The organism is Stagnihabitans lacustris, from assembly GCF_025950525.1.
Classification (GTDB): Bacteria; Pseudomonadota; Alphaproteobacteria; order Rhodobacterales; family Rhodobacteraceae; genus Stagnihabitans.
Genome location: NZ_JAPDGS010000003.1, coordinates 99,902 through 125,289, shown reverse-complemented (window position 1 = coordinate 125,289; position 25,388 = coordinate 99,902). Strand labels below are relative to the sequence as shown.

Annotated in this window: 28 protein-coding genes; 13 read left to right on the top strand and 15 right to left on the bottom strand. The window is 63.3% G+C overall.

The window, feature by feature from the left end; genetic code table 11:
• Positions 1–5: 5 nt before the first annotated feature.
• Positions 6–2,609: a DNA mismatch repair protein MutS gene (gene mutS, locus NX862_RS09095; RefSeq protein WP_264493590.1), complete on the top strand. Its 2,604-nt coding sequence runs from the start codon at positions 6–8 to the stop codon at positions 2,607–2,609.
• A gap of 64 nt (positions 2,610–2,673) precedes the next feature.
• On the opposite strand, the gene NX862_RS09090 is transcribed toward mutS, so the two are convergent.
• Together NX862_RS09090 and hrcA are read right to left on the bottom strand one after the other, a co-directional pair.
• A complete protein-coding gene (locus tag NX862_RS09090; protein WP_413694549.1) occupies positions 2,674–3,207 on the bottom strand; it encodes a nucleotide exchange factor GrpE in 534 nt (177 codons plus the stop codon).
• A 17-nt stretch (positions 3,208–3,224) separates the two neighbouring features.
• Positions 3,225–4,289 carry a heat-inducible transcriptional repressor HrcA gene (hrcA, locus tag NX862_RS09085; protein WP_264493589.1) on the bottom strand — a complete coding sequence of 355 codons (1,065 nt, stop codon included), beginning with the start codon at positions 4,287–4,289 and terminating at the stop codon, positions 3,225–3,227.
• A gap of 100 nt (positions 4,290–4,389) precedes the next feature.
• Between hrcA and rph the strand changes: the two genes are divergently transcribed.
• From rph to hemW, 4 genes are read left to right on the top strand one after another with little or no spacing between them, the layout of a single operon-like run.
• A complete protein-coding gene (rph, locus tag NX862_RS09080) occupies positions 4,390–5,103 on the top strand; it encodes a ribonuclease PH (RefSeq protein ID WP_264493588.1) in 714 nt (237 codons plus the stop codon).
• Positions 5,100–5,702 (top strand): RdgB/HAM1 family non-canonical purine NTP pyrophosphatase, encoded by a 603-nt coding sequence (rdgB, locus tag NX862_RS09075; RefSeq protein ID WP_264493587.1) that lies wholly within the window; start codon positions 5,100–5,102, stop codon positions 5,700–5,702. Before rph ends, rdgB begins: the two co-directional genes overlap by 4 nt.
• Positions 5,699–6,073 carry a RidA family protein gene (locus tag NX862_RS09070; RefSeq protein ID WP_264493586.1) on the top strand — a complete coding sequence of 125 codons (375 nt, stop codon included), beginning with the start codon at positions 5,699–5,701 and terminating at the stop codon, positions 6,071–6,073. Before rdgB ends, NX862_RS09070 begins: the two co-directional genes overlap by 4 nt.
• Positions 6,070–7,230, top strand: a complete 1,161-nt coding sequence (hemW, locus tag NX862_RS09065; RefSeq protein WP_264493585.1) for a radical SAM family heme chaperone HemW — start codon at positions 6,070–6,072, stop codon at positions 7,228–7,230. The genes NX862_RS09070 and hemW overlap by 4 nt, the downstream gene beginning before the upstream one ends.
• 36 nt (positions 7,231–7,266) lie before the next feature.
• Here hemW and NX862_RS09060 read toward each other — a convergent pair whose 3' ends face one another.
• The 7 genes from NX862_RS09060 to NX862_RS09030 all read right to left on the bottom strand — a co-directional run bounded on the left by NX862_RS09060 (position 7,267) and on the right by NX862_RS09030 (position 14,607).
• Entirely contained in the window at positions 7,267–8,157 is an 891-nt protein-coding gene (locus tag NX862_RS09060) for a ParB/RepB/Spo0J family partition protein (RefSeq protein ID WP_264493584.1), read from the bottom strand.
• A 15-nt stretch (positions 8,158–8,172) separates the two neighbouring features.
• Entirely contained in the window at positions 8,173–8,994 is an 822-nt protein-coding gene (locus NX862_RS09055) for a ParA family protein (protein ID WP_264493583.1), read from the bottom strand.
• Positions 8,987–9,613, bottom strand: coding sequence for a 16S rRNA (guanine(527)-N(7))-methyltransferase RsmG (gene rsmG / locus NX862_RS09050; protein WP_264493582.1), 627 nt, complete (start codon positions 9,611–9,613; stop codon positions 8,987–8,989). The genes NX862_RS09055 and rsmG overlap by 8 nt, the downstream gene beginning before the upstream one ends.
• Positions 9,606–11,471 carry a tRNA uridine-5-carboxymethylaminomethyl(34) synthesis enzyme MnmG gene (gene mnmG / locus NX862_RS09045; RefSeq protein ID WP_264493581.1) on the bottom strand — a complete coding sequence of 622 codons (1,866 nt, stop codon included), beginning with the start codon at positions 11,469–11,471 and terminating at the stop codon, positions 9,606–9,608. Before mnmG ends, rsmG begins: the two co-directional genes overlap by 8 nt.
• Positions 11,472–11,483: 12 nt before the next feature.
• Positions 11,484–12,743 carry a tRNA uridine-5-carboxymethylaminomethyl(34) synthesis GTPase MnmE gene (gene mnmE, locus NX862_RS09040; protein ID WP_264493580.1) on the bottom strand — a complete coding sequence of 420 codons (1,260 nt, stop codon included), beginning with the start codon at positions 12,741–12,743 and terminating at the stop codon, positions 11,484–11,486.
• Between the two features lies 1 nt (position 12,744).
• Complete coding sequence (gene rho, locus NX862_RS09035) at positions 12,745–14,016, bottom strand: transcription termination factor Rho (RefSeq protein WP_264493579.1); 1,272 nt, start codon at positions 14,014–14,016, stop codon at positions 12,745–12,747.
• 141 nt (positions 14,017–14,157) lie between these two features.
• Positions 14,158–14,607 carry a CopD family protein gene (locus tag NX862_RS09030; protein ID WP_264493578.1) on the bottom strand — a complete coding sequence of 150 codons (450 nt, stop codon included), beginning with the start codon at positions 14,605–14,607 and terminating at the stop codon, positions 14,158–14,160.
• A gap of 388 nt (positions 14,608–14,995) precedes the next feature.
• Here NX862_RS09030 and NX862_RS09025 point away from each other — a divergent pair, with 388 nt between their 5' ends.
• From NX862_RS09025 to dnaQ, 4 genes are read left to right on the top strand one after another with little or no spacing between them, the layout of a single operon-like run.
• Positions 14,996–15,586: a Maf family protein gene (locus NX862_RS09025; RefSeq protein ID WP_264493577.1), complete on the top strand. Its 591-nt coding sequence runs from the start codon at positions 14,996–14,998 to the stop codon at positions 15,584–15,586.
• Entirely contained in the window at positions 15,583–16,434 is an 852-nt protein-coding gene (locus NX862_RS09020) for a shikimate dehydrogenase (protein WP_264493576.1), read from the top strand. Before NX862_RS09025 ends, NX862_RS09020 begins: the two co-directional genes overlap by 4 nt.
• Complete coding sequence (coaE, locus tag NX862_RS09015; RefSeq protein WP_264493575.1) at positions 16,431–17,015, top strand: dephospho-CoA kinase; 585 nt, start codon at positions 16,431–16,433, stop codon at positions 17,013–17,015. The genes NX862_RS09020 and coaE overlap by 4 nt, the downstream gene beginning before the upstream one ends.
• Positions 17,008–17,697, top strand: coding sequence for a DNA polymerase III subunit epsilon (gene dnaQ, locus NX862_RS09010; RefSeq protein ID WP_264493574.1), 690 nt, complete (start codon positions 17,008–17,010; stop codon positions 17,695–17,697). The genes coaE and dnaQ overlap by 8 nt, the downstream gene beginning before the upstream one ends.
• Before the next feature lie 84 nt (positions 17,698–17,781).
• Here dnaQ and secB read toward each other — a convergent pair whose 3' ends face one another.
• Positions 17,782–18,264 (bottom strand): protein-export chaperone SecB, encoded by a 483-nt coding sequence (gene secB / locus NX862_RS09005; RefSeq protein ID WP_264493573.1) that lies wholly within the window; start codon positions 18,262–18,264, stop codon positions 17,782–17,784.
• A 23-nt stretch (positions 18,265–18,287) separates the two neighbouring features.
• Positions 18,288–18,761 carry an FxsA family protein gene (locus NX862_RS09000; protein WP_264493572.1) on the bottom strand — a complete coding sequence of 158 codons (474 nt, stop codon included), beginning with the start codon at positions 18,759–18,761 and terminating at the stop codon, positions 18,288–18,290.
• A 104-nt stretch (positions 18,762–18,865) separates the two neighbouring features.
• Between NX862_RS09000 and NX862_RS08995 the strand changes: the two genes are divergently transcribed.
• From NX862_RS08995 to NX862_RS08985, 3 genes are read left to right on the top strand one after another with little or no spacing between them, the layout of a single operon-like run.
• A complete protein-coding gene (locus NX862_RS08995) occupies positions 18,866–19,510 on the top strand; it encodes a Tim44/TimA family putative adaptor protein (protein ID WP_264493571.1) in 645 nt (214 codons plus the stop codon).
• A gap of 4 nt (positions 19,511–19,514) precedes the next feature.
• Complete coding sequence (mltA, locus tag NX862_RS08990; protein ID WP_413694548.1) at positions 19,515–20,540, top strand: murein transglycosylase A; 1,026 nt, start codon at positions 19,515–19,517, stop codon at positions 20,538–20,540.
• Positions 20,537–21,154: a Smr/MutS family protein gene (locus NX862_RS08985; protein ID WP_264493570.1), complete on the top strand. Its 618-nt coding sequence runs from the start codon at positions 20,537–20,539 to the stop codon at positions 21,152–21,154. Before mltA ends, NX862_RS08985 begins: the two co-directional genes overlap by 4 nt.
• Here NX862_RS08985 and NX862_RS08980 read toward each other — a convergent pair whose 3' ends face one another.
• The 3 genes from NX862_RS08980 to hslV are packed head-to-tail and all read right to left on the bottom strand — an operon-like array spanning position 21,155 to position 24,028.
• Positions 21,155–22,219, bottom strand: coding sequence for an alpha/beta hydrolase (locus NX862_RS08980; RefSeq protein ID WP_264493569.1), 1,065 nt, complete (start codon positions 22,217–22,219; stop codon positions 21,155–21,157).
• Positions 22,209–23,486 carry an ATP-dependent protease ATPase subunit HslU gene (hslU, locus tag NX862_RS08975; protein WP_264493568.1) on the bottom strand — a complete coding sequence of 426 codons (1,278 nt, stop codon included), beginning with the start codon at positions 23,484–23,486 and terminating at the stop codon, positions 22,209–22,211. The genes NX862_RS08980 and hslU overlap by 11 nt, the downstream gene beginning before the upstream one ends.
• Complete coding sequence (hslV, locus tag NX862_RS08970) at positions 23,483–24,028, bottom strand: ATP-dependent protease subunit HslV (protein WP_264493567.1); 546 nt, start codon at positions 24,026–24,028, stop codon at positions 23,483–23,485. The genes hslU and hslV overlap by 4 nt, the downstream gene beginning before the upstream one ends.
• 54 nt (positions 24,029–24,082) lie before the next feature.
• Between hslV and NX862_RS08965 the strand changes: the two genes are divergently transcribed.
• On the top strand, positions 24,083–25,000 hold the full coding sequence (locus NX862_RS08965) for a hypothetical protein (RefSeq protein WP_264493566.1): 918 nt from the start codon (positions 24,083–24,085) through the stop codon (positions 24,998–25,000).
• A gap of 43 nt (positions 25,001–25,043) precedes the next feature.
• Here the strand turns inward: NX862_RS08965 and trxA are convergent, their stop codons facing one another.
• Positions 25,044–25,370 carry a thioredoxin gene (gene trxA, locus NX862_RS08960; protein ID WP_264493565.1) on the bottom strand — a complete coding sequence of 109 codons (327 nt, stop codon included), beginning with the start codon at positions 25,368–25,370 and terminating at the stop codon, positions 25,044–25,046.
• Between the last annotated feature and the right edge of the window lie 18 nt (positions 25,371–25,388).

Sequence of the window (25,388 nt, the reverse complement as noted above, 5' to 3'; positions counted from 1 at the left end):
GGGCGATGGCTGACGACGTGACGCCGATGATGGCGCAATATCTGGAGATCAAGGCGCAGCATCCGGGGGCTTTGCTCTTTTACCGGATGGGCGACTTCTATGAGATGTTCTTTCAGGATGCGGTGCTGGCGGCCGAGGCCTTGGATATTGCCCTGACCAAGCGCGGCACGCATCAGGGCGCGCCCATCCAGATGTGCGGCGTGCCTGTCCATGCGGCGGAGGGCTATTTGCTGGCGCTGATCCGCAAAGGGTTCCGCGTCGCGATTGCCGAGCAGATGGAGGACCCGGCGGAGGCGAAGAAGCGCGGGTATAAGTCGGTCGTTCGCCGGGATGTCGTGCGGCTTGTGACGCCGGGGACCCTGACCGAGGACACGTTGCTGGAGGCGCGGCGGGCGAATTACCTGTGCGCTTTCGCCGAGGTGCGGGATGAGGGGGCTTTGGCCTGGGCGGATATTTCCACCGGGGAGTTTCGGGTGATGACCTGCCCGGGGGCGAAGCTTGGGGCGGAATTGGCGCGGTTGGGGCCGAAGGAAGTGCTGGTGTCCGAGGCGCGGGAGGCGGTTTGGCGCGAGGGGATCGAGGAGGCGGGGGCTCAGGTCACTTCGCTGGGCCGGGGGTCGTTTGATTCCAGCGGGTCAGAGGCGCGGGTGGCGCGGCTTTATGGCGTGGCGGGGTTGGCTTCGTTCGGGGCTTTCACGCGGGCCGAGGTTTCGGCCATGGGGGCTTTGGTTGACTATCTGGAGCTGACGCAGAGGGGGAAACTGCCGCTGCTGAGGGCTCCGGTGCGGGAGGCTTCGGGAGGGACCGTTCAGATGGACGGGGCGACGCGGCGGAACCTGGAGCTGACGCAGGCTTTGAGCGGCGGGCGGGAGGGGTCTTTGCTGTCGGTGATCGACCGGACGGTGACTTCGGCGGGGGCGCGGTTGTTGGAGGCGCGGTTGGGGTCTCCGTCGCGGGATGTGGCGGTGGTGCGGGGGCGGCTGGCGCGGGTGACCTGGGTGATCGACGGCGACCGGCACGGGCTGCGCGATGCCTTGCGGATGGTGCCGGATATGGACCGGGCTCTGTCGCGGCTGGCCTTGGAGCGCGGTGGGCCGCGGGATCTGGCGGCGGTGCGGGCAGGGTTGATGGGCGCCGCGCGGGTGGCGGGGATGGTTCAGGGCGGGCCGTTGTTCGACGCGGCTTTGCTCGGCCATGAGGATCTGGTGGGGCTTTTGGATGCGGCTTTGGTGGCGGAGCCGCCTTTGCTGGCGCGGGATGGCGGCTTTGTGGCCGAGGGCTTCGACACCGGGCTGGACCAGACGCGGCGCCTGCGCGACGAGGGGCGCGGGGTCGTGGGCGAGATGCAGGCGGCGTTTGTGGCCGAGACCGGCGTTTCGTCGCTGAAGATCAAGCATAACAATGTCTTGGGCTATTTCATCGAGACGACGACGACGCATGAGGCGGTGATGCGGGGCAATCCTCGCTTCATCCATCGCCAGACGACGGCGAACCAGGTGCGGTTTTCGACGGTCGAACTGTCAGAGCTGGAAACGCGTATCCTGAACGCTGGAAACCTCGCGCTGGAGATCGAGAAGGGGATTTTCGACCGGCTGCGGGCCTCGGTGCTGGAACGCTCGGGCGCGGTGGCCTCGGCGGCGCGGGCCTTGGCCGAGATCGACCTTGCGGCGGGGCTGGCGGAACTGGCGGTGGTCGAGGATTGGGTGGCTCCTGACGTCGACGAGAGCCGGGCCTTTGTCATTGAGGGCGGGCGGCATCCGGTGGTGGAGGCGGCTTTGCGGCGGCAGGGCGCGGCCTTTGTGCCGAATGACTGCGGGCTGACGGCGGCGGGGGTTCCGGCGATCTGGCTGATCACCGGGCCGAACATGGGGGGGAAATCGACCTTTCTGCGGCAGAATGCGCTGATCGCTTTGCTGGCGCAGATGGGGAGCTATGTGCCAGCGCGCAAGGCGCGGATCGGGGTAGTGGGGCAGATCTTCAGCCGCGTTGGGGCGGCGGATGATCTGGCGCGGGGGCGGTCGACCTTTATGGTCGAGATGGTGGAAACCGCGGCCATCCTGAACCAGGCGGACGACAGCGCTTTGGTCATCCTGGACGAGATCGGCCGGGGCACGGCGACCTGGGACGGGCTGTCGATTGCCTGGGCGGTGTTGGAGAATCTGCAGGCGGTCAACCGGTGCAGGGCCTTGTTCGCCACGCATTATCATGAGCTAACCGCGCTGGCCGGAAAGCTGTCGGGGGTGCGCAATGCGACCCTGGCGGTGCGGGAATGGGAGGGCGAGGTGGTCTTTCTGCACGAGGTCAAGGAAGGCGCCGCGGACCGCAGTTACGGCGTGCAGGTGGCGCGGTTGGCGGGGCTGCCTTTGGCGGTGGTGGACCGCGCCAAGGTGGTGCTGGAGGCTTTGGAGAAGGGCGACCGCGAGCGGCCCTCGAAGGCCTTGATCGACGACCTGCCGCTGTTTCGGGCGGTGGCGGAGGTGTCGAGGCCGGTTGCGCGTGAGTCGGTGGTGGAAAAGCGGCTTCGCGATATCAGCGCGGACGAGCTGTCTCCGCGCGATGCCTTGGCCTTGATCTATGAGCTGAAGGGCTTGGCGGGGGCGGCGGGATAAATCCCGCCCTACGCTTGGGCGGGATCGGTAGGGCGGCGTGGGGCGGGTTAAATCCCGCCGTTGCTTAGCCGGTGAAGGACGACACGCCGACTTGCGCCGGGCGCAGAAGGCGGTCGTGCAGCATGAAGCCCTCGGTCATCACCTGGATGATCTGGCCAGCCTTGGTGCCCGGCAGGGGGGCTTCGAACATCGCCTCCATGCATTGCGCGTCGAAGAGGTCGCCGGGCTTGGCCTCGATCGGCTTGACACCGTGTTTGGACATGACGGCGGTCAGCTCTTTCAGGGTCAGTTCGACGCCTTCCAGCAGGGCGGCATTGGCGGCGCGCTGTTCGTCGGTCACGGCGCCCAAAGCGCGGCGCAGGTTGTCAAAGACCGGGAGCAGGTCGCGGGCCAGGCGGGTGGAGCCGTAGTTCTCGGCCTCGCGGCGGTCGCGGTCGGCGCGTTTGCGCGAATTCTCGGCATCGGCCAGGGCGCGCATGTAGCGGTCGCGGAACTCGTCGCGCTCGGCCTTGAGCGCCTCGATCTCGCCATCCTGGGCGAGGAAATGTTCCAAGTCCTTGTCGTCGGTATGTGCCTGAGCTGCGGTCTCTTCAGCCATGGTTCTTTCCTTCTGTGTCAGCCCTTGCCCCGTTCGGAGACCAGCCGCCCGATGAGTTGGGCGGTGAAGTCCACGATGGGCACGATCCGGCCGTAGTTGAGCCGGGTGGGGCCGATGACGCCGATGGCGCCGATGATCTTACGGTCGGCGTTCATATAGGGAGAAACGACCAAAGTGGAACCCGAAAGTGAGAAGAGTTTGTTCTCGGAACCGATAAAAATGCGCACACCCTCTCCTGTCTCGGTCATTTCCAGGAAATCGGCGATGTCGCGCTTCTTTTCCAGGTCGTCAAACAGGGTTCGGATGCGGTCGAGGTCGACCTCGGGCGCGTTGGGGAGGAGATTCGCTTGGCCGCGGACGATCAGGCGTTCGCCACGCTCACCGGGGTTTTGCCAGAGCGCCAGACCGGATTCGACCATGGTGCGGGCGAGGGTGTCGATCTCTTGGCGGCGGGAGGCGATTTCGGCGGCGATCAGGGGGCGGAGTTCGGAGAGGCGGCGGCCCTCGGCAATGGCATTCAGGAAATTGGCGGCTTCGCGCAGGGAGGCGGGGGTTTGGCCCGGCGGTGGGGTGAAGACGCGGTTTTCGACATGGCCATCGACAAAGACGAGGACGGTCAGGGCGCGGTCAGGGGCGAGGGAGACGAACTCGATATGACGGAGCGCGGTTTCCTGCTTTGGCGCCAGGACGAGCGAAGCGGAGCCGGTGATATGGGAAAGCGCGCCGCCGACCTGATCCAGCAGGGTCGTGACCTCGGTTTCTTCTTGCGGCAAGGCGGATTCGATGCGGGAGCGGTCATTGGCGTCGATCTCGCCGACCTCCAGCAGGCTGTCGACGAAGAGGCGGAGGCCGGTTTGCGTCGGGATGCGACCGGCGGAGATATGGGGGCTGTCCAGAAGGCCGAGGTATTCCAGGTCCTGCATCGTGTTGCGGATCGTGGCGGCGGAAAGCTTTTCCGTCATCGCGCGGGTCAGGGTGCGCGAGCCGACCGGGTCGCCGTTGGACAGGTAGGATTCGACGACGCGGCGGAAGACCTCGCGGGAACGGTCGTTCAACTCGGAGAGCGGGGACTTTGGGATCATGGGGGGAATGTAGGGATGTAACGGGCGAAACGTCAATCAGGGTTGCGTGAGGGCGGGTCGCGGGCGTATCTGGCCTGTGGATAAAGCTGAAAGGTGAAGCATGCGACCCTCGGGACGGAAACTGGACGAGATGCGGGCGGTGGTGATCGAGACCGGTGTGATGAAACACGCCGAAGGGTCTTGTCTGATCAAGATGGGGGAAACGCATGTTCTGTGCTCGGCCTCGATCGAGGACAAGCCGCCGAGCTTCCTGAAAGGGACGGGGCTGGGCTGGGTGACGGCGGAATATGGCATGTTGCCGCGCGCAACCGGGTCGCGGACGCGGCGCGAGGCTGCGGCGGGCAAACAGTCGGGCCGGACGCAAGAGATCCAGCGGCTGATCGGACGGGCTTTGCGGGCGGGGGTCGACCGCTCGGCCCTGGGAGAGCGGCAGATCGTCATTGATTGCGACGTGTTGCAGGCGGACGGCGGGACGCGATGCGCCTCGATCACCGGCGGGTTTGTGGCTTTGCGGCTGGCGGTGAATGGGTTGCTGAAGTCGGGGGCGATTGTGTCGGACCCGATCCTTGACCATGTCGCGGCAGTGTCTTGCGGGATCTATGCCGGGCAAGGCGTCTTGGACCTGGATTACGCCGAAGATTCGGTTGCTGGCACGGATGGGAACTTTGTTCTGACCGGGCGTGGCCGGATGATCGAGCTGCAGATGTCGGCGGAGGGGGCAACTTTCTCGCGGGACGAGATGGGCGGGTTGTTGGATCTGGCCGAAGCCGGAATTGCGCAGTTGGTGGCAGCGCAGAAGGCGGCTTTGGGATGAAGATCGCACGGGGGAGCCAATTGCTGGTCGCCACCGGAAACAAGGGAAAGCTGGCGGAGTTTCAGGCTCTGCTGGCGCCTTTCGAGGTGGAAATCCTGGGGCTGAAGGACTTTGGGCTGAGCGAGCCGGAGGAGACCGAGCGGAGCTTTGCCGGGAATGCTTTGGTGAAGGCGCGGGCGGGGGCGAAGGGGTCGGGTCTGGTGACATTGGCCGATGATTCCGGGTTGGAGGTCGCGGCTTTGGGCGGGGCTCCGGGGATTTATACGGCGGATTGGGCTGAGGGCTCTGGCGGGCGGGACTTTACACGGGCGATGCGGAAGACTTGGGGGATGCTGGAGGTGGTCGGAGGGGCAACCTCGGCAGCTTTTTGCTGCACTTTGGCCATTGTAGAGCCACATGGGGCGGAGATGGTCGTGGCGGGGCGTTGCGAAGGGCGGATCGTCTGGCCAATGCGGGGAAGCACGGGACACGGCTATGATCCGATCTTTCAGCCCGTTGGGCATGATCGGACCTTTGGGGAAATGGCCGATGAAGAGAAGAATTTGATCAGCCATCGGGCGGATGCGTTTCGGAAACTTGTAGCGGAGTGTTTCACGTGAAACATATCTCGACGGGATCGCCTTTCGAAAAGACCATGGGCTATAGCCGTGCTGTCGTGAAGGGGGGCTGGTGCTTTGTGTCCGGCGTCACGGGGTATGATTACGCCACGATGGCCATGCCCGAGGGGATTGCGGCCCAGGCGGAGAACTGCTTTGCGACGATCTGGCGGGTGTTGGAGGAGGCGGGATTCGAGCCCTCCGACGTGGTTCGGGTTCAATATACGGTGGTCGATCCTTCGTTGGTCGAACAGTTGGTTCCGGTCCTTGGCCGACATCTGGGCGAGATCCGGCCAGCAGCGACCATGGTGATCGCGGGCCTGATCCGGCCAGAAATGCTGGTCGAGATCGAAGTGACGGCCTACCAGGGATGAGCGAAGATTGGCAGAATGGGGGATTTGGGCTGTATTTGCACTGGCCCTTTTGCCAGTCGAAGTGCCCCTATTGCGACTTTAACAGCCATGTGGCGGATCGGATCGACCAGAACCGCTGGAAGAGCGCCTATCTGGCAGAGATCGACCGGATCGGACGGGAAACCCAGGGAAGGCTGTTGTCGACGGTCTTCTTTGGTGGTGGGACCCCTTCGCTGATGGACAGCGATCTGGTTGCCGCGATGCTGGAGCGCATCCGGGCGACCTGGACGGTGGCGAATGACTTCGAGGTCACGATGGAGGCGAATCCCGGTTCCGTCGAGGCTGCACGGTTTGAACGCTATGCCCAGGCCGGGGTCAATCGGATCTCGATCGGCTTGCAGGCCCTGCGCGATGGCGATTTGAAGCGTTTGGGTCGGATGCACAGCGTTGCGGAGGGTAAATTCGCCTATGATATCGCACGGAAGCATTTCGGGCGCGTGAGTTTTGATCTGATCTATGCGCGACAGGATCAGACGGCTGCGGACTGGCAGCAGGAGTTGACCGAAGCCCTGGCGATGGCACCCGATCATCTATCGCTTTATCAGTTGACCGTCGAAGAAGGCACCGTCTTTGCAGCGCGGCATGCGCGCGGTCTGCTGGTCGGGCTGCCCGATGAGGACCTGTCGGTCGAGCTCTATGACCTGACCCAAGACATGACCGTGGCGGCCGGCCTCATGCCCTATGAGGTGTCGAACCACGCCAAATCTGGTCAGGAAGCCCGTCATAACCTGATCTATTGGCGCCTTGGGGATTACGCTGGGATCGGCCCGGGCGCGCATGGGCGGCTGACCCTGCAGGGGCAACGCTGGGCAACGGAGGCACCGAAGGCTCCTGGCGCTTGGCTGAATCTGGTGGAATCTGGCGCCACAGGTGAGCTTCCGCGCAACCTGTCGGAGGGAGAGGATCAGGCGACGGAATATCTCCTGAACGCGCTGCGCTTGTCGGAGGGGCTGGATGTCGCGCGATATGCCCGGCTTCGGGGGCAGGACCTGCCCGAGAAAAAGATTGCCGAGCTCATTGACGGCGGGTTCGTCGATCTTCACCGTGATCGGCTGCGGGCAACGCCGACCGGACGGATGGTGCTAAATGCCATCCTGCGTGAGCTTTTGGTTGGCTAGGGCCGAAGTGCTCCGGCCCAGACCTGCAGGCAAGCTTTAGAGGCGGTCCATCATTTCCTTGCGGTCCAGGCGCGAAAGAACGTCGCACAGCAGGTCCAGTTCGTCGAGCGAACGGAACGAAATCGTGACGGTCCCGCCATCCACGCCCCGAAAGTCGATCTTCACACCCATGCCAAGATTGGCCGAAATATCCGATTCGATGGCCCGCGTGTCAGCGTCTTTCTCGGTGTTGGGGGGGCGACGCTTGGAGTCGGGCACGGGCTTTTTGACCAGCTCTTCCACCTGACGGACGGAAAGCCCACGCTGCACCGCCTGAACCGCCAACTTTGTCGGGTCCGCTGAGGTGATCAGGGCGCGCGCGTGGCCAGCCGTCAGCTCACCCTTGCGCAGCATATATTGCACCGTCTCGGGCAAAGTCAGCAGCCGCATGGAGTTCGCGATGTGACTGCGGCTGCGGGACAGGGCCTCCGCAAGCTTTTCCTGGGTGTGCCCAAAGCGATCCATCAACTGTCGGTAGGCCAGTGCCTCTTCGATCGGGTTGAGGTCTTCGCGCTGAATGTTCTCGATAATTGCGATTTCAAGGACTTCGACATCCGAGAACTCACGAACCACCACCGGCACAGAATGAAGTTCAGCAAGTTGCGCCGCGCGCCAGCGCCGTTCACCAGCAACGATTTCGTAGTGATCGGCGCGCGAAGAAGCACGAACGATCAAGGGCTGAATGATCCCCTTTTGCCGGATCGACTGAGCCAGTTGATCGAGCGCCTCGGGCGTGAAGGTCTTGCGCGGTTGATCCGGATTCGGGTGGAGATGGTCCACAGGGACCAGCAGCTCCGACTTCAGCGGCCGCGCCGGTTCGGCGCCGCCGGTCAGGTTGGCATCAGCAAGAAGCGCCGAGAGGCCTCGACCCAAACCACGTTTTTCCATGTCTTTCTCCTTGCCTTAACCTGCCGCTTTGCGATCCGTCAGCGGGTGGCGCTGAAGAAACTCGGCTGCGAGGTTGCGATAGGCCTCGCTGCCCCGTGATTGCGGATCATACTGCAGGATGGCCTGAGCGAAAGAGGGCGCCTCGCTCAATCGCACATTTCTTGGGATTACTGTGCGGAAAACAAGGTCGCCAAGCGTCTGCCGCGCATCGGATTCGACCAACTGGCTGAGACGGTTGCGCGCATCGGACATCGTCAGCAAGACGCCTTCGATGCGAAGACCTGGATTGGCGGCAGCGCGGACTTTGCGGATCGTCATCATGAGCTGCGACAAGCCTTCAAGCGCGAAGAATTCCGCCTGCAGAGGAATCAGAACGGAATGTGCGGCGACCAGGGCATTGATCGTCAGAAGGCTAAGCGAAGGCGGGCAGTCAATCAGCAGAAAGTCATAGTCCAAACTGTCCTCGATGCCGTGGCGGAGCGAGTCATGCAGAAGGAACGTCCGTTTCTCGTTGGCGACAAGGTCGATGTCTGCAGAAGATAGGTCAGAATTGGCGGGAATGATGTCCAGACCCGGGATTGAAGTTGGCATCAGAATGTCGTGGACAGCGGCTTCTTCGACCAAAAGGTCATAGGAGGTCGATTTCCGTGCATCTGGCGCGACACCAAGTCCCGTCGACGCGTTCCCCTGGGGATCAAGGTCGACCAACAGCACCCGGGCCCCGGACTCCACGAGGCAAGCCGCCAGGTTAATGGCCGTCGTCGTTTTGCCCACGCCGCCCTTTTGGTTGGCAATCGCGACGATCATGGGTTGGCGGGCACGGGTGAAGTCAGACATGTCGCAGGTTCTCGATCATCAGGATTTGCGCTGCGGGGTCAGTGCGGCTTGGGATCACATCAAGATCAAAGGACCAAGAGGCGCGGGCTTCATCAATTTCGGCTTGGGCGCGCGCCCCTTTGGGGAGGATCGCGCGGCCACCCGGTTCTAGATGACGATCAACCAGGGACAGCAGGTCCGACAGCGGAGCAAGAGCCCGCGCCGTCAGTGTTTGCGCTTTCATTTGCTTCAGAGATTCGGCCCGAGTCGCATGCAGGTGAAGAACCAGGCCAAGTTCAATCGCTGCCTTCCGCAGAAAGGCGGTCTTTCTTTGATCCGATTCCACGAGATTGAATCGCCAAGTTGGCTGAAGCTCTCGGGCGATGATGGCAGCCACGATGCCCGGAAACCCGCCACCACTGCCCAAATCAATCCAAGTGCGGCCATCCTTGGCCAGACCAAAGAGCTGCGCACTGTCCAGAATATGGCGATTCCAGATATCAGGAATGGATGCGGGGCTGATCAGGTTGATTCGCGCGGTCCATTGGGTCACCAGAGCACCAAAACGGGCCAGATCATCCATTGTTTCACGTGAAACATTCAGCCACTCGGGCTGGGGCAAGTTGGTCTGGTCAGCCATGGACAGCTTTCAGCGATGCGAACTTTCGGCATTGTGCAAGGATCAAAACCAAGGCCGCCGGCGTCATGCCCTCGATCCGCTCAGCCTCTTGGATCGAACTTGGCCTGAACCGCTCCAGCTTTGAAGCCAGCTCATTGGACAACCCCGGCAGGCCAAGATAGCTGATTTCCCGTGGAATCGGTGTCAGCGCATTGCGGTCCAGGCCCGCCACGTCATTGTCCTGACGGTCAAGATACTGCGCATAGAGCGCGTCACACCAGACCTGGGACCGCGTGGCCTCGTCCGCTGTGGCCACATCGGGCACCAGAGGAACGATCTGATCCCAACAGACATTAGGAAACGCTAAGACTTGCAACAGGCTACGCCGGGCGCCATCTCGGCTTGTGGAGATCCCAACGGCTTGCAACTCGGCCGGGGTCACAGAGACATTGGCAAGGCAATCACGCAACCCATGAACATTCGCCATCTTTTTTTGGAAGTCAGCATGACGGCCGGCGCCCACCAAGCCAACATCCCGCCCCATGGACGTCAGCCGCTGATCCGCATTGTCAGCCCGCAACTGCAAGCGAAACTCGGCGCGCGATGTGAACATCCGATAGGGCTCCGTCACCCCACGCATTCGCAAATCGTCGATCATCACACCAATATAGCTGTTCCGACGCGTAAAGATCGGACCATCGCGACCCAAAACGCTTGATGCGGCGGCGGCACCCGCCACCAACCCCTGTGCGGCGGCCTCTTCATACCCTGTCGTGCCATTGATCTGACCGGCAAAATACAGACCGGGGACCACTGTTTCCAGACCGGGCCCCAAGGCTCGTGGGTCGAAATAATCATATTCGATGGCATAGCCGGGCTGCAGAATCCGAACAGAATCGAGGCCCCGAATGCTTCGAATATAGGCCTCTTGAACCTCTGCGGGCAGCGAAGAAGAGATCCCGTTCGGATAGACAGTGTCGTCATCCAGCCCTTCCGGCTCAAGAAACACCTGGTGCTCACTTTTATCGGCGAACCGGACGACCTTGTCTTCGATCGAGGGGCAATAGCGTGGACCAACGCCCTCGATGTGGCCGCCATACATGGCCGAAAGGGAAAGGTTGCTGCGCACGATGTCATGGGTGCGTTCGTTGGTATGCGTGATCCCACAGGCGACCTGACGCACCTTGGGCGAGCGATTTGCAAAGGACATCATCACGGGCATTTCATCGCCAGGCTGCTGATCCAGAATGGCCCAATTGATCGTGCGACCATCCAGGCGTGCCGGCGTGCCAGTCTTCAACCGACCGCGATCCAGTCCAAATCCCGCCAAACGCTGCCCAAGGCGAACCGAAGCCACATCTCCCTCGCGCCCACCAGAGCGCCGAACATTCCCGATGTGAATGACCCCGTTCAGAAATGTCCCGGCGGTCAAGATTACGGCAGCCGACGTTATCCGAACCCCCTCGGCGAGGTCCACGCCGACGATCTTTCCTGCCTCATCAACGAGGTCCACAACCTCGCCCTCAATGATTTCCAACCCGGCCTGCCGCTCCAGCATCCCCAGAATCGCCAGGCGATACAGTTTCCGATCCGCCTGAACGCGCGGGCCCTGCACGGCAGGACCCTTCCGCCGGTTCAAAAGCCGATACTGGATGCCGGCCTCATCCGCTGCAAGACCCATGATCCCATCCAGCGCGTCGATCTCGCGCACCAAATGGCCCTTGCCCAAGCCGCCAATCGCCGGATTGCACGACATCACGCCGATCCGGTCCCGCCGCATCGACACCAGCGCCACGCGGGCACCCATCCGTGCAGCAGCAGCAGCCGCTTCCGCGCCCGCATGCCCGCCACCCACCACGATCACGTCGAAATGTTTCACGTGAAACACTCCCTACTTGCCAATACAAAAGCTGGAGAAGATCTCATCCAGCAGGTTTTCCACGTCGACACGCCCGACCAGCACATCCAAAGCCCGCCCCGCCTGCCGCAACTCTTCGGCAACCAGTTCGGCCCCCGCCACCCTTACCCTATTCGCCGCGATTTCCAAAGCCTCCACCGCCGCCACCATCGCATAGCGGTGCCGCGCCCGCGTCATGACCCCGGCCCCAGCCGCACGCGCTTCCAACTCCGCCCGAACCCGCGCAACCAGCTCATCAACCCCCTGCCCGGTCAGCCCAGACACCCCGTCACCGCGCAGATCGCCCTTCCCAAGAACGACGACATCACCCGCCAACGGCGCCATCATCAACTCCTCATCCGGTGCGCTCAGCAGAAAGACCCGCAAATCCGCCTGCTCCGCCCGCTTCAAAGCCCGCGCCACGCCAATCGCCTCCACCCGGTCCTCGGTCTCACGCAGCCCCGCGGTATCCAACAGCGTCACGGCAAGCCCACCCAGGTCCATCCGCACCTCGATCACATCCCGCGTCGTCCCCGCCACTTCAGAGGTGATCGCCGCCTCACGCCCCGCCAAAGCGTTCAGCAAGGTCGACTTCCCCACATTCGGAGCCCCGATGATCGCCACTTCGAACCCGTCGCGCACCCGCTCGGCCACGACTGATCCGGCAATCTCCGCCCGCAACTCCGCTTGCAAAGTCTCAATCAGTTCAAGGACTTCCGGCGTCACATCCACTGGGACATCCTCGTCGGCAAAATCAATCGTCGCCTCGATCAGCGCCGCGGCCCGGATCAGCTTAGCCCGCCAACCCTCGGCCCGCGCCCCAATCGCCCCCGAAAACACCCGCAAGGCTTGCCGCCTTTGAGCCTCCGTCTCGGCATCCACCAGATCGGCCAGCCCCTCAACCCGCGCCAGGTCCAGCCGGCCATTCTCCAGCGCCCGCCGGGTGAACTCGCCCGCTTCCGCCGGCCGCAGCCCCACCGCCAACAGCGCCTCCGAGACTACCCGGATCACCGCAAGCGACCCATGCACCTGCAGTTCGACCACCTCTTCGCCGGTAAAGCTCGCCCCTGCCGCAAAGCGCAGCACCAAGGCCTCGTCCAGGACTTCACCCCAGACCAGCCGGCGCAGACCCATCCGCTCGGGCACAGCGCACAGCCGCCCGACAGACGCCACCGCAATTGGCCCCGAGACCCGAAAAACCGCAACCCCCGCTTTGCCCCGCGCCGAGGCCAGGGCAAAGATCGTGTCGCCCATTTTACGCGTTCATGGAATCGAAGAATTCACCGTTGGTCTTGGTCTGCTTCAACTTACCCAACAGGAATTCGATGCCATCCGTCGTCCCCATCGGGTTCAGGATACGCCGCAGCACATAGGTCTTTTGCAGATCGGTCTTTTCGACCAGCAGTTCTTCTTTCCGCGTGCCAGACTTCGTGATGTCGATGGCCGGGAAGACCCGCTTGTCCGCAACCTTGCGATCCAGAACGATTTCGCTGTTGCCGGTGCCCTTGAACTCTTCAAAGATCACTTCGTCCATCCGGCTGCCGGTATCAATCAGCGCCGTCGCAATGATCGTCAGCGAGCCGCCCTCTTCGATATTCCGCGCCGCGCCAAAGAACCGCTTCGGCCGCTGCAGCGCGTTGGCGTCCACACCGCCGGTCAGAACCTTGCCCGAGGACGGCACAACCGTGTTGAACGCCCGCCCCAGACGGGTGATCGAATCCAGCAAGATCACCACATCCCGCTTGTGTTCGACCAGACGCTTCGCCTTTTCGATCACCATTTCCGCAACTGCCACATGCCGCGTCGCCGGTTCGTCGAAGGTGGAACTCACCACCTCCCCCTTCACCGACCGCTGCATATCGGTCACTTCCTCGGGCCGCTCGTCGATCAGCAAGACGATCAGATAACATTCCGGGTGGTTCACCGCGATAGAGTTCGCAATATTCTGCAAAAGCACGGTCTTGCCCGTCCGCGGCGGCGCCACGATCAAGGCGCGCTGGCCCTTGCCGATGGGGCAGACCAGGTCGATGATCCGGGCCGAGCGATCCTTGATCGTCGGGTCCTCGACCTCCATCTTCAGCCGCTCATCGGGATAAAGCGGCGTCAGGTTGTCGAACAAGACCTTGTGCCGCGCCTTTTCCGGGTCGTCAAAATTGATCCGCGTGACCTTGGTGATCGAGAAATAACGCTCCCCATCCCGAGGCGCCGCCATCACACCCTCGATCGTGTCGCCGGTGCGCAAAGAAAACTGCCGCAGGATCTCGGGCGAGACATAGATATCGTCCGGGCCCGGCAGATAGTTGGCCGAAGTCGACCGCAGGAACCCGAACCCGTCCTGCAGGACCTCCAGCACGCCATCCCCGCCGATTTCCCAACCTTCTTCGGCATGTTCTTTCAGGATCGAGAACATCATCTCGCCCTTGCGCATCGAGGGCGCGTTTTCGATCTCCCACTCTTCCGCCATGGCCAGCAATTCAGCCGGTGTCTTGGCCTTCAGGTCCGAGAGATTCAGATGTTCAACGGTCATGCACAAAACCCCAAAGGCCGGGAACCCCCAGCCTGTCGCGTGTCAGATATGGAAAAGCGGGATGGCCGGACGGCCGCGCTACGGCTTATCTAAGCGCAAGCCGCCCCAAAGTCAACGATTCCGCCCCAACGCGCCGGGGCCTCAGAACTTGACGATCACCGAAGCGACGATGACGAACATCAACAGCGTCGGCACCTCGTTCATCATCCGATACTGCCGCCCCGTGATGCGGTTCGAGCCCGCCACGAAATCCTTCCGCCGCCAGCCCAGCCAATGCTGAAACCAGGTCATCCCCAGAACCGATGCCGCCTTGGTCCAGGGCCAGACCATCGTCCAATCGACGATCCCCGGGGTGAAGACCAGGCACAGCCCGAAGACCCAGGTTGCCACCGAGGCCGGCCCGATGATCGCCCGCAAAAGCCGCCGTTCCATGGTCTGGAACATCAGATCGGTCTTCGAACCCGCTTCGACCTCTTCGACATGATAGACGTAAAGCCTTGGCAAATAAAACAAACCCGCCATCCATGCGATAACCGAGACGACATGCCCCGCCTTGATCCACCAATACCACTCGCCCAGGAATTCGATCATTTTACCCTCTTCTTTAAAGATAAGATAAAGAAAGGATGATGATAGTAATAGTCCCTGTGGGTAACGGGATTGTCCATTTCCTCCCCGCTTTTCTCCACAGGAAGAACCCTGTGGACGACTCAGCCACCTCAGGCGCCAAAGGCTCTGTCAATTCCTTAAGATTTCGTTAATCCGCAGCGCTTTAAGGACTTGGCCTCTCCCGACCGATTTTCCCCCAATGTGCCACCTCGCCGTTTCCCCACAGCGCAAGTGCGCGGCCGTCCACATGGGGAAAGTGCCTTTTCGTTCCCGTCCCCACTTGCGCCGAAATCGCAACCCTTGCGTCATCCCCCCTTTCGCCCGCCAGAACAAAGCGGCATTTTGCGATGACTTACCCACAGGTGGCCCCATGCTTCTTCTTGCCTCGCAGTCCGAAATCCGCCTGACCCTGTTGCGCAACGCCGGGATCGAGGTCACGCCCCATCCCGCCCGCATTGATGAAGCGACCCTGCGTGAAAGCCTGGAGGCCGAGGGCGCCACGCCGCGGGATATCGCGGATGCCCTGGCCGAGGCCAAGGCGCTGAAATTGGCTATGAAACATCCCCAGGCGCTGGTGCTGGGCTGTGATCAGGTCCTGGCGCTGGGGACTCAGATCTTCGCCAAACCCGACACGCCGGAAGAGGCCCGGGCGCAGCTCCAGATGCTCAGGGGCAAGACCCATCAGCTCCTCTCTGCCGCCGTGCTCTATCACGACATGAAGCCGGTCTGGCGGCATGTGGGTGTGGCGCGCCTGACGATGGCGACGCCCAGCCCGGATTGGCTTGACGGCTATGTCACCCGCAACTGGCCGGCGATTTCTCATTCTGTGGGCGCCTATCAACTGGAATCCGAGGGCATCCGGCTTTTCAGCCAGATCGAAGGCGACTACTTTACCATCTTGGGGCTGCCCTTGCTGCCCCTGCTGACCTACCTGTCCCTGCGAGGCTTCATCCCATCATGACCGAGTTGCCCCCAACAGCGCCGGCCCGTATCCCGCTTGCCGGCGTCGTCGGCCATCCGATCGCCCACAGCCGTTCACCGGCTCTGCATGGCCATTGGCTGCGGCGCTATGGCATCAAGGGCCATTACGTGCCGATGGATATTTCGCCACAGGATTTGCCCGAAGCGCTGAAAATGCTGCCGCGTCTGGGGTTTGTCGGCATCAATGTGACGATCCCGCATAAAGAAACAGTCTTGCAGCTGGCCGATGTTGTGACCGACCGCGCGGCGCTGATCGGGGCGGCCAACACCTTGATTTTCCGCAAGGATGGCAAGATCCATGCCGATAACACCGACGGCGCGGGCTTTATGGCCAACCTGCGGCACCATGCGCCGCATTGGGCGCCTCATGCGCCCGTGGCCCTGTTTGGCGCGGGTGGGGCTGCGCGGGCGGTCATCGCCGCCCTGATCGAAGTCGGCGTGCCGGAAATCCGCATAGCCAACCGCACCCGCCTGCGGGCCGAGCAGTTGCGCTCGGATTTCGGGGCCAAGCTGGTCGTCCATGACTGGACCCATGCCGGAGAGATGCTGGAAGGCGCGGGTCTGGTGATCAACTCGACCTCTTTGGGTATGACGGGCAAGCCGGACTCGCGCTTGCCGCTGGACCTGCTGGAGCGTGGCTGCGTCGCCACCGACCTCGTCTATACCCCGCTGATGACGCCCTTTCTGATCGAGGCGCAGGCGCGCGGCGCACATGTGGTCGATGGCCTGGGGATGCTCTTGCACCAGGCGGCGCCCGGGTTCGAACGCTGGTTCGGCAAAAGACCCGAGGTTGATGAGGACCTGCGGCAAGCGGTGCTGGGCGCATGACGTTCCGCTTGGGTCTGACGGGCTCCATCGGCATGGGCAAGACCACGACGGCCGGCTTTTTCGCCCAGGCCGGGATTCCGGTCTGGGACGCCGATGCGGCGGTGCATCGGCTTTATGCGCCGGGTGGAGCGGCCGTTCTGCCTTTGCAGAGCCTGTTTCCAGGGCTGGCGGGCGACGCCATCGACCGTGCCGCCCTGCGGGCCTTGATCGCGGCGGACTCCCTGACCCTGCCGCAGATCGAGGCGGTCGTTCATCCTCTGGTGGCCGCCGACCGGGCGGAATTTGCCGCCAAAACCGTCTCTGACATCGCGGTTTTCGACATTCCCTTGCTGTATGAAAAGGGATCAGAGGCCGAGATGGACGCCGTCCTTCTGGTCACAGCGCCGGCGGACCTGCAGCGCCAACGCGTCCTTGCGCGCGGCACCATGACCGAGGCGCAATTCGCGCAGATACTTGCCCGCCAGATGCCCGACGCCGACAAACGCGCCCGCGCCAGCCATATCGTCGAAACGCTCGACCTGACCGCCACCCGCGCCTATGTATCGGCGCTGATCACCCATATCCGAGGCCGCCATGCGTGAAATCGTTCTCGACACCGAAACCACCGGCTTTGAACCCTCCGAAGGGCACCGGATCGTCGAAATCGGCGCGGTGGAGCTTTTGAACCACATGCCGACCGGGCGGACCTATCACCAGTATATCAACCCCGAACGGTCGATGCCGAAAGAGGCCTTCGAGGTTCATGGCCTGGGCGATGACTTCCTTCGTGACAAGCCGGTCTTCAAGGCGATTGCCCGCGACTTCCTGGCCTTTGTCGGTGATGCGCAGATGGTCATCCACAACGCCGCTTTCGACATGAAGTTCCTGAATGCGGAACTGGCCCAAGTCGGTCTTCCAAAGCTGCCCACGACCCAGGCGACCGACACGCTTGCCATCGCCAAGCAGAAATTCCCGGGCTCTCCGGCGTCACTGGATGCGCTGTGCCGCCGATTTGGTGTCGATAACTCCAGCCGCGAAAAGCACGGCGCGCTTTTGGACAGCGAATTGCTGGCCGAAGTTTACCTGGAGTTGATCGGCGGCCGTCAGCCTGACTTTGCCCTTGCCGCAGTGACGACCCAGACCGGCCCGCGTGTCACGCAAAAGACCAAGCACGCCCCGCGCCCCGCGCCTTTGCCCCCCCGCCTGACCGAAGCCGAGGCCGAGGCGCACAAGGCCTTTACCGCCAAGATGGGCGATGCGGCGATCTGGGCGAAACGACAGTAAAAAGCCCCCGGAGGTTCACGCTCTGTTTCACGTGAAACAGAAACCACCGGGGGCCCTGATAAACACCGGGGCGTGGGCCTGAACTTAGTTGACCGCGGGCTGGGCCGCCGCCTGCCGCCGGGCGATTTCCTGACGATACAGGGCCAGGAAATCGACATTGTCGATGTTCAAGGGCGGGAAGCCGCCGTCATGCGTCACATCCGAGATGATGCGGCGGATATAGGGGAACAACAGCCGGGGACATTCGATCAGCAAAAAGGGATGCAGCTGCTCTTGCGGAACGCCTTCGATCAGGAAGATGCCGCCGTAATCCAGCTCGCACAGGAACAGCGTGTCGCCATTCACCTTGTTCACCGACGAGACCTTGAACTTCGCGTTCACCTCGAAGGTGTTCGGCTGGCTGCGTGCCTTGGCGTCCAGGTTGACGCCCACCTGAACCTCGGGCTGCATTTCGGTGCCGGTCAGCCCCTTCAGCGCGACGTTGTTTTCAAAGGACAGGTCGCGGATGAACTGCGCCAGAACCTGCATCTTCACTTGCGGCGGTGCCGCACCATTTTCCTCGGCCATGTGACCCTCCAAAATCCTGGAGACTACCTATCAGCCTCGTGATCCTTGGTCCATCCCGAAGGCGGCCCGACCCGCTGCTGAGGCACTTCCACCGCCTCACCGTCGATCACGTCCTCTGACGTCGCAAAGCCACCCCGAAACTGCGCGCCCCGAAACTGCACCCCGCCAAACCGTGCCACGATCCGCGCGATAATCACCCCGCGCACCGCCGGCACCAGCAAGGCAAGCCCCAGCGCATCGGTCAGAAACCCCGGCAGGATCAGCAGAACCCCCGCCAGCCCGCGCAACACGCCCTGCGCCAGCGGCCCGGCCAAGTCCTGCACCTGAACCGCCCGCATCTGCTGCCCCTCCCCCGCCCGCCGCAAGACCGCGACGCCCAGCACGGCCGAGCCCAACACGACACCCCAGGTCGCCCAGACCCCGATGGCCCCGCCTACCGCGACAAACAGCCCGATTTCCACCAGAGACCAGACCAAAAGCCCCAAGATCACGCGCATTTTTCCCATCCCGCAAAAAGCTTCGGCCCCAAAGGTGGACTTGGCCCCACCCAGCCCTTACATAGTGATCGCAACCGGCAATCGCCATAGTTCATGGGTCCCGCATGTCTTCCGTCTCGATCCAGCTCCTTGTCCTCGCGGGCATCGCTGTCTTCCTGATCATCAAGCTCCGTTCGGTGCTTGGCACCCGCGACGGGTTCGAACCCACGGCGGCCGCGCCGGCGGGCCGAGCTTCGGCGCCCACCGTCATCGACGGTGCCCTGGACGAGGACATCACCGACCACGCCCCCGACGAGGCCAGCCGTGACGCGCTGGCCGCGATGAAAGGCGCCGAGCCCGACTTCAACGTCACCGAATTCCTGAAAGGCGCGCGCGGCGCCTATGAAATGATCCTGATGGCCTTCGACAAGGCCGAGATCGACTCCATCCGCCCCTTCACCGGCCCCGAGGTCGAGGCCAGCTTCGACGCCGCCGTTGCCGACCGCATGGCGCGCGGCCTTACCGTGACCTCGACCTTCATGGGCATCCGCGAATTGTCGCTGACCGAGGCGCGCTTTGACCGCACCACCAAGCGCGCCGAAGTCTCGATCCGCTTCACCGGAGAGCTGATCCGCGCCGTCAAGAATGCCGAAGGTCAGGTCGTCGAGGGCAATGCCACCGCGATCCAGCGTCAGCGCGAGGTCTGGGCTTTCTCGCGCCTGATGGGCACCGGCGATCCGAATTGGCAGCTTGTGGCCATCAGCGACTAGGCGCATGCGTGTCGCCCTTGCCGCATCTCTCTTCTGGTTGGGGTCGCTGATGGCGGCCCCAAACTGCTTTGCGCAAGTGCTTGATTTCGAAAGCCTGCCCGAGTGGCAGGCCGATGATCACCTGGCGGCCTTTCAGACCTTCCTGAAGACCTGCGACATGCTGGACGCCCCCGACTGGGCCCCGCTGTGCAAGCTGGCCGCCACCGTTGATCCCAACCCGACCGCCGCGCGCAACTTCTTTGAACTGCTGTTCCGTCCCGTGCTTCTGGGCCATCCCCCCGCGCTGTTCACCGGTTATTACGAGCCCGTCTTGCAGGGCTCCCCCACCCGCACGGGCCGCTTTCAATACCCGATCTACCGCCGCCCACCCGAGCTGCGCGACGGCATGACCTGGTATGACCGCGCCACGATCGAAAGCGGCATCCTGCGCGGCAGAGGACTGGAAATCGCTTGGCTTGATGACCCGGTCGATGTGTTTTTCCTGCATATCCAAGGCTCTGGCCGCATCCAGCTGCAAGACGGCCGCGTGTTGCGCGTGGGGTACGCGGGCCGCAACGGCCATGCCTATCGGTCCATCGGCCAGGTTCTGGTGGCCCGCGGCGCGCTGTCGCCGGATGGGCTGTCGGCGCAGTCCATCGCCGCCTGGGTCCGCGCCAATCCCGCCGCCGGGGCGCAGGTGTTGAACCAGAACCCCTCCTATATCTTCTTCCGCAAACTCTCGCTGACCGATGATCAGGGCCCCATCGGCGCCATGGGCCGTTCGATCACCCCCCTGCGCTCCGTCGCCGTCGATCCGGCCTTCGTGCCGCTTGGGACGCCGGTTTGGGTCGAGAAAACCGGCGCCGACCCGATCAACCGCTTGATGGTCGCCCAGGACACCGGAGGCGCGATCAAGGGCGCCCAACGTGCGGATATCTTCTATGGCTCCGGTCCCCAGGCGGGACTTGCGGCGGGCGCGATCAAGGACGGCGGGCGGTTGTTGATGCTCTTGCCCATCGACCGTGCCTTTGCTCTGGCGCCAGACGAATGAAGCGCCGCACGCTCTCGGACGAGGAAAAGGACCTGTGGACGCAGGTCGCCCGCAGCATCAGCCGCGCCGAGACCCATATCCGCGCCGAGAAAATGGCGCGCATCTTCGCCGCCAAAAACCCACCCTTGACCAAGCCCCTGCCCGAGCCCGCCCAGCCCCGCGCCCCCAAAAACCTGCTGGAAGCCTTTCGTCTGGGCGAAAAGGCCCGCACGCCCAAATCCAAACCCTGGGAGCCCACAACGCCCGCCGAACATCTGGCCCAGGCCCCGGTGCAGATGGACGCCAAAAAGCACACCCAGATGACCCGCGGCAAGCTGGACCCCGAGGCGCGGATCGACCTTCACGGCATGACCCTGGCCGAGGCCCAACCCGAGCTGATCCGCTTTATCCTGAACGCGCAGACCGCCGGGCTGCGGCTGGTTCTGGTCATCACCGGCAAGGGCAAGCAGACGCCCGACCACGGCCCGATCCCGCAGCGCATGGGCGTGTTGCGCCACCAGGTCCCGCATTGGCTGCACATGGCGCCGCTGGGGCCCGCCGTGCTGCAGGTCCGCGAAGCGCATCTGAAACACGGCGGCGGCGGCGCCTATTACGTCTATCTGCGCAAGCGCTGACTACTGGATCACCGGCCGCAAGACGATCTGCGTCACATTGCGCACCGACAGAACCACCATCGGCAACAGCCCCGAGGGGGACCCATCGCTGGCCACCAGCGCCTCTGCCGCCCCCGCCCGGTTCATCAGCGCAATCAGCGCCGGAGAGTTCCCGACATTGAAATGCCCCTCTCCGGTGTTAAAGGCGCCGACATCGACCAGCGTCACCTTCAGATCGGCCAGTTCAGAGACATCCTGCAGGTTCCCCAGCCGCGCCGGCTCGCCGCTGATCCAGCCCGACAGCTGCAAGGCCTTGTCCTTCTGCGAGGTGAAAATCACAAAGGGCTCTGGCAGCTTGCCCATCCGTGTCGCCAGATTGCGGAAGACATCGACATCCAGGTCCGGCGAAATCAGGATCACCCCCGACAGCCGGTCCAAAGTCGCCCGGTCGCCCGCAATCGCCATCTGCCGCAGCGTCTCCATCGTCACAGAGGACCCCATGGAATGTGCGATGATGTTGATCCGCCGCGCCCCGGCAAGCCGCAGTTCCTTGAGCAGGCTTTCCAGCCCATCCCGTGCAAACAGGGCGGAATCGCGGTCATAGGCATAGCCAGCCACCGTCCCGCGTGAGGGCCAGGAGTATGACACCAGCACCCCCGGCACCTCGAAATCCTGCCCCAACTGCGCCAGCCGATACAGGCCCTCGGCGAAATTGGTGTTATAGCCATGGACGAACACGACCGCCTCGCCGCCATTGCGCGCCAATTGCCGCGCCAGATCGCCTCGAAACGCCGGATCGTCGGTGTAGTTCCGCTTGCCCGTCACGGCAAAGTCGGTCTGCGGGTCGACCTCGCCCTTGGGATAGGTGATTTCCCCCGGCAGATGCTCGGGCGGGATCGCGACGTCATACCGTGCCAGACCCAGGGTCTCGGCCCTTTCGAAAAGCGTGGGGTCGCCATTGGCATCGAACGCCCGCGTGGTGCCCACGAATATCGACCGCCCCGGGGCTGCGGCTTGGGTAAAGCCCAGTTCCCCCCGCGGCGTGCAGGCGGCAAGCGCGACCAGAAGAAGAACCCTATAGAACATAGCGACTGATATCCGTTGACCGGGCCAAAGCGCCCACATGTGTCTCGACAAAGGCGGAATCGACGGTGATTTCCTCGCCCGCCCGATCCGGAGCGCTAAAGCTGATCTCCTCGAAGACCCGCTCCATCACCGTGTAAAGCCTGCGCGCGCCGATGTTTTCGACGCTGCGGTTGACCTCGGCCGCCGTCCGCGCCAGCGCCGCGATGCCGTCCGGCGTGAAGGTCACAGTCACCGCCTCGGTCGCCAGCAAAGCGCGATACTGCCGGGTCAAGGCATTTTCCGTCTCGGTCAGGATGCGCACGAAATCGGCCTCGGTCAGGGCCTGCAACTCGACCCGGATCGGCAAGCGCCCCTGCAACTCCGGCAGCAGATCCGAGGGTTTGGCGATATGGAACGCGCCACTGGCGATGAACAGGATATGATCCGTCTTCACCGCGCCATGTTTGGTGGACACCGTCGTGCCCTCGATCAAGGGCAGCAGGTCGCGCTGCACCCCCTCACGAGAGACATCGGCGCCGCGCCGCTCTGCCCCGGCGCAAATCTTGTCGATCTCGTCCAGAAAGACGATCCCGCTGTTCTGCACCGCGTCCAAAGCAGCCGCCTTGACCGCCTCGTCATCCAGCAGCTTGTCGGCCTCTTGCCCCAACAGAACCTCGAAACTGGCGGCGACAGTGACCTTTTTCCGCTTTGTCCGGCCAAAGGCTTTGAAGATATCCTGAAGCCCCTGCATCTGATCGGCCCCCGGCAACATCACGGGCGCGGGTTCTTCGACCTCGATTTCGATTTCCTTGTCGTCCAACTCGCCGCGCCGCAGCTTGCCGCGGAACAGCTCGCGCGTTTGCTCCCGGGCCTCCTTGCCGGCCAGCGCCTCGATCACCCGTTCCTCTGCGGCGGTCATCGCCCGCGCCCGCACATCCTCGCGCATCCGTGCCCGCGTGTCGCTGATCGCGACATCCACCAGGTCGCGGATGATGCTGTCGACATCGCGGCCGACATAGCCCACTTCGGTGAACTTGGTCGCCTCGACCTTCAGGAAAGGCGCCTTGGCCAACCGCGCCAAGCGGCGGGCAATCTCGGTCTTGCCCACCCCGGTCGGCCCGATCATCAGGATGTTCTTGGGGTAAACCTCGTCGCGCAGATCATCGCCCAGGCGCTTACGCCGCCAGCGGTTGCGCAAGGCCACCGCCACGGCCCGTTTCGCCGCCGCCTGCCCGATGATGAAACGGTCAAGCTCGGAAACAATCTCCCGCGGGGTCAGGTCGGTCATTTTGCGATCCTCTCCACCGTCAGGTTGCCGTTGGTATAGACGCAGATATCGGCGGCAATCGCCATGGCCTTGCGGGCAATCGCCTCGGCTGGCAAATCGCTGTCCATCAAGGCCCGCGCCGCAGCCAGGGCAAAGTTCCCACCCGACCCGATGGCCGCCACGTCATGCTCCGGCTCCAGCACATCGCCCGCTCCGGTCAGCACATACAGGCCCACCCCATCCGTCACGATCAACATGGCCTCCAGGTTGCGCAGATACTTGTCCATGCGCCAGTCCTTCGCCAGCTCGACACAGGCGCGCGCCAAGGGCACCGCGCCTTCCAGCTTTTTCTCCAGCCGTTCCAACAGCGTAAAGGCATCCGCCGTCGATCCCGCAAAGCCGCAGACCACGCCGTCGGCAATCCGCCGCACCTTGCGCGCCGTCCCCTTGATCACGGTCTGGCCCAGGCTCACCTGGCCATCCCCCGCCACGACGACCTCACCTCCCTTGCGCACCGCAAGGATTGTCGTGCCATGCCAGCCGGGAAACTTGTCATCCGCCATTGCCGCCTCCTGTGTTCCGTTCCTATATGCGAAAGGCCACGCGCAACGGCAACCATGGGGCTGAAGATGCGGCTGTATTTCTACCTGAAACCGCTGGGCCGTCAGCGTCTGGCGCGGGGCGAAAACACCATGCCCGCCCGCGTTATTGCCGCCGTGCAGGGCGCGGGCTGGCACGTCACCATCTGCCCCGAGGCCGAGCGTCCCGATATCCCCCACCGCGACGGCTTTCACATGGTGGTTAATAATGACCCCGACGGCCCACGCTGCCTGACCCTGCGCCCCGCGGGGTTCGAGCCGTTTTGGCAGATCCAGCCGACCAACTGCCGCTGGGATTGGCAGACCGCCACCCTGCCCTATACCCCGCCGCAGGTTCCCCAGGACCGGATCGACGCCTTCCTGGCCAATTGGCGCAGCCATATCCTGCACAGCATCGCACCTTCCCGTGCGGGCCATATCCTTGCGCCCCTGCAAGGCAAGCTGACCGAGACGCGGTCGTTTCAGTCCGCCAGCCCCCTGGTCATGCTGCGCGAAACCCTGCGCCGCTGGCCGGATCGCCCGGTGATCGCGACCACCCACCCGTCAGAGACCTATACGCCGGACGAGACCGAGGCGCTGACGGCCCTGACCCACACCTATCCCCGCCTGTCGCTGCAACCTGGCAGCACTGCGCTTCTGGCCTCGGCTGATCTGGTGGTGACGCAGAATTCGACCGTGGCCTTCAAGGGGTTCCTGCTGGACAAGCCCGCGATGCTTTGGGCGCGGATCGACTGGCACCATATGGCCGCTTCGGTGCCGCGCGACGGCGTGGCCCCAGCTTTTGCCCAAGCCCTTGCCGCCACCAAGGCGCCGCAGGATTTCGGCCGCTATCTGTTTTGGTATCTGCGCCAGCAATCGCTGTGCGCCTGGGAGGACAAGCCCAAAGCCATCCTTGCGCGGCTTGCCACCCTGGGCTGGCCGATCTCTGCCACATGAAAAGGGCGCCCGAAGGCGCCCGTTTCGTCGCATCGCAAGGCCCTTAGATGGCCGAGTCGATCCAGTTCTTCAGCGCCGCCTTGGGGGCCGCCCCAACCTTGTTCGAGGCCACTTCACCGTTCTTGAACAGGAACAGCGAGGGGATGCCGCGCACGCCCAAAGCCGCCGGGCTGTCGGGGTTCTCGTCGACATTGACCTTCACGATCTTGATCTTGCCGCCATATTCGGCGGCCAGCTCTTCCAGAGCCGGGCCGATCTGACGGCAAGGGCCGCACCACTCCGCCCAGAAATCGACCACGACCGGCACGTCGGACTGGCGGACTTCCTTGTCAAAGGTGGCATCGGTCACGGCAACAGTGGCAGCGCCCATGATAGTTCTCCAATGGAA

Bases quoted from the DNA above. Each gene is read 5' to 3' on its own strand.
- mutS (WP_264493590.1), top strand. From the start codon at position 6: ATGGCTGACGACGTGACGCCGATGATGGCGCAATATCTGGAGATCAAG.
- NX862_RS09090 (WP_413694549.1), bottom strand. From the start codon at position 3,207: ATGGCTGAAGAGACCGCAGCTCAGGCACATACCGACGACAAGGACTTG.
- hrcA (WP_264493589.1), bottom strand. From the start codon at position 4,289: ATGATCCCAAAGTCCCCGCTCTCCGAGTTGAACGACCGTTCCCGCGAG.
- rph (WP_264493588.1), top strand. From the start codon at position 4,390: ATGCGACCCTCGGGACGGAAACTGGACGAGATGCGGGCGGTGGTGATC.
- rdgB (WP_264493587.1), top strand. From the start codon at position 5,100: ATGAAGATCGCACGGGGGAGCCAATTGCTGGTCGCCACCGGAAACAAG.
- hemW (WP_264493585.1), top strand. From the start codon at position 6,070: ATGAGCGAAGATTGGCAGAATGGGGGATTTGGGCTGTATTTGCACTGG.
- NX862_RS09060 (WP_264493584.1), bottom strand. From the start codon at position 8,157: ATGGAAAAACGTGGTTTGGGTCGAGGCCTCTCGGCGCTTCTTGCTGAT.
- NX862_RS09055 (WP_264493583.1), bottom strand. From the start codon at position 8,994: ATGTCTGACTTCACCCGTGCCCGCCAACCCATGATCGTCGCGATTGCC.
- rsmG (WP_264493582.1), bottom strand. From the start codon at position 9,613: ATGGCTGACCAGACCAACTTGCCCCAGCCCGAGTGGCTGAATGTTTCA.
- mnmE (WP_264493580.1), bottom strand. From the start codon at position 12,743: ATGGGCGACACGATCTTTGCCCTGGCCTCGGCGCGGGGCAAAGCGGGG.
- rho (WP_264493579.1), bottom strand. From the start codon at position 14,016: ATGACCGTTGAACATCTGAATCTCTCGGACCTGAAGGCCAAGACACCG.
- NX862_RS09030 (WP_264493578.1), bottom strand. From the start codon at position 14,607: ATGATCGAATTCCTGGGCGAGTGGTATTGGTGGATCAAGGCGGGGCAT.
- NX862_RS09025 (WP_264493577.1), top strand. From the start codon at position 14,996: ATGCTTCTTCTTGCCTCGCAGTCCGAAATCCGCCTGACCCTGTTGCGC.
- NX862_RS09020 (WP_264493576.1), top strand. From the start codon at position 15,583: ATGACCGAGTTGCCCCCAACAGCGCCGGCCCGTATCCCGCTTGCCGGC.
- coaE (WP_264493575.1), top strand. From the start codon at position 16,431: ATGACGTTCCGCTTGGGTCTGACGGGCTCCATCGGCATGGGCAAGACC.
- dnaQ (WP_264493574.1), top strand. From the start codon at position 17,008: ATGCGTGAAATCGTTCTCGACACCGAAACCACCGGCTTTGAACCCTCC.
- secB (WP_264493573.1), bottom strand. From the start codon at position 18,264: ATGGCCGAGGAAAATGGTGCGGCACCGCCGCAAGTGAAGATGCAGGTT.
- NX862_RS09000 (WP_264493572.1), bottom strand. From the start codon at position 18,761: ATGCGCGTGATCTTGGGGCTTTTGGTCTGGTCTCTGGTGGAAATCGGG.
- NX862_RS08995 (WP_264493571.1), top strand. From the start codon at position 18,866: ATGTCTTCCGTCTCGATCCAGCTCCTTGTCCTCGCGGGCATCGCTGTC.
- mltA (WP_413694548.1), top strand. From the start codon at position 19,515: ATGCGTGTCGCCCTTGCCGCATCTCTCTTCTGGTTGGGGTCGCTGATG.
- NX862_RS08985 (WP_264493570.1), top strand. From the start codon at position 20,537: ATGAAGCGCCGCACGCTCTCGGACGAGGAAAAGGACCTGTGGACGCAG.
- NX862_RS08980 (WP_264493569.1), bottom strand. From the start codon at position 22,219: ATGTTCTATAGGGTTCTTCTTCTGGTCGCGCTTGCCGCCTGCACGCCG.
- hslU (WP_264493568.1), bottom strand. From the start codon at position 23,486: ATGACCGACCTGACCCCGCGGGAGATTGTTTCCGAGCTTGACCGTTTC.
- hslV (WP_264493567.1), bottom strand. From the start codon at position 24,028: ATGGCGGATGACAAGTTTCCCGGCTGGCATGGCACGACAATCCTTGCG.
- NX862_RS08965 (WP_264493566.1), top strand. From the start codon at position 24,083: ATGGGGCTGAAGATGCGGCTGTATTTCTACCTGAAACCGCTGGGCCGT.
- trxA (WP_264493565.1), bottom strand. From the start codon at position 25,370: ATGGGCGCTGCCACTGTTGCCGTGACCGATGCCACCTTTGACAAGGAA.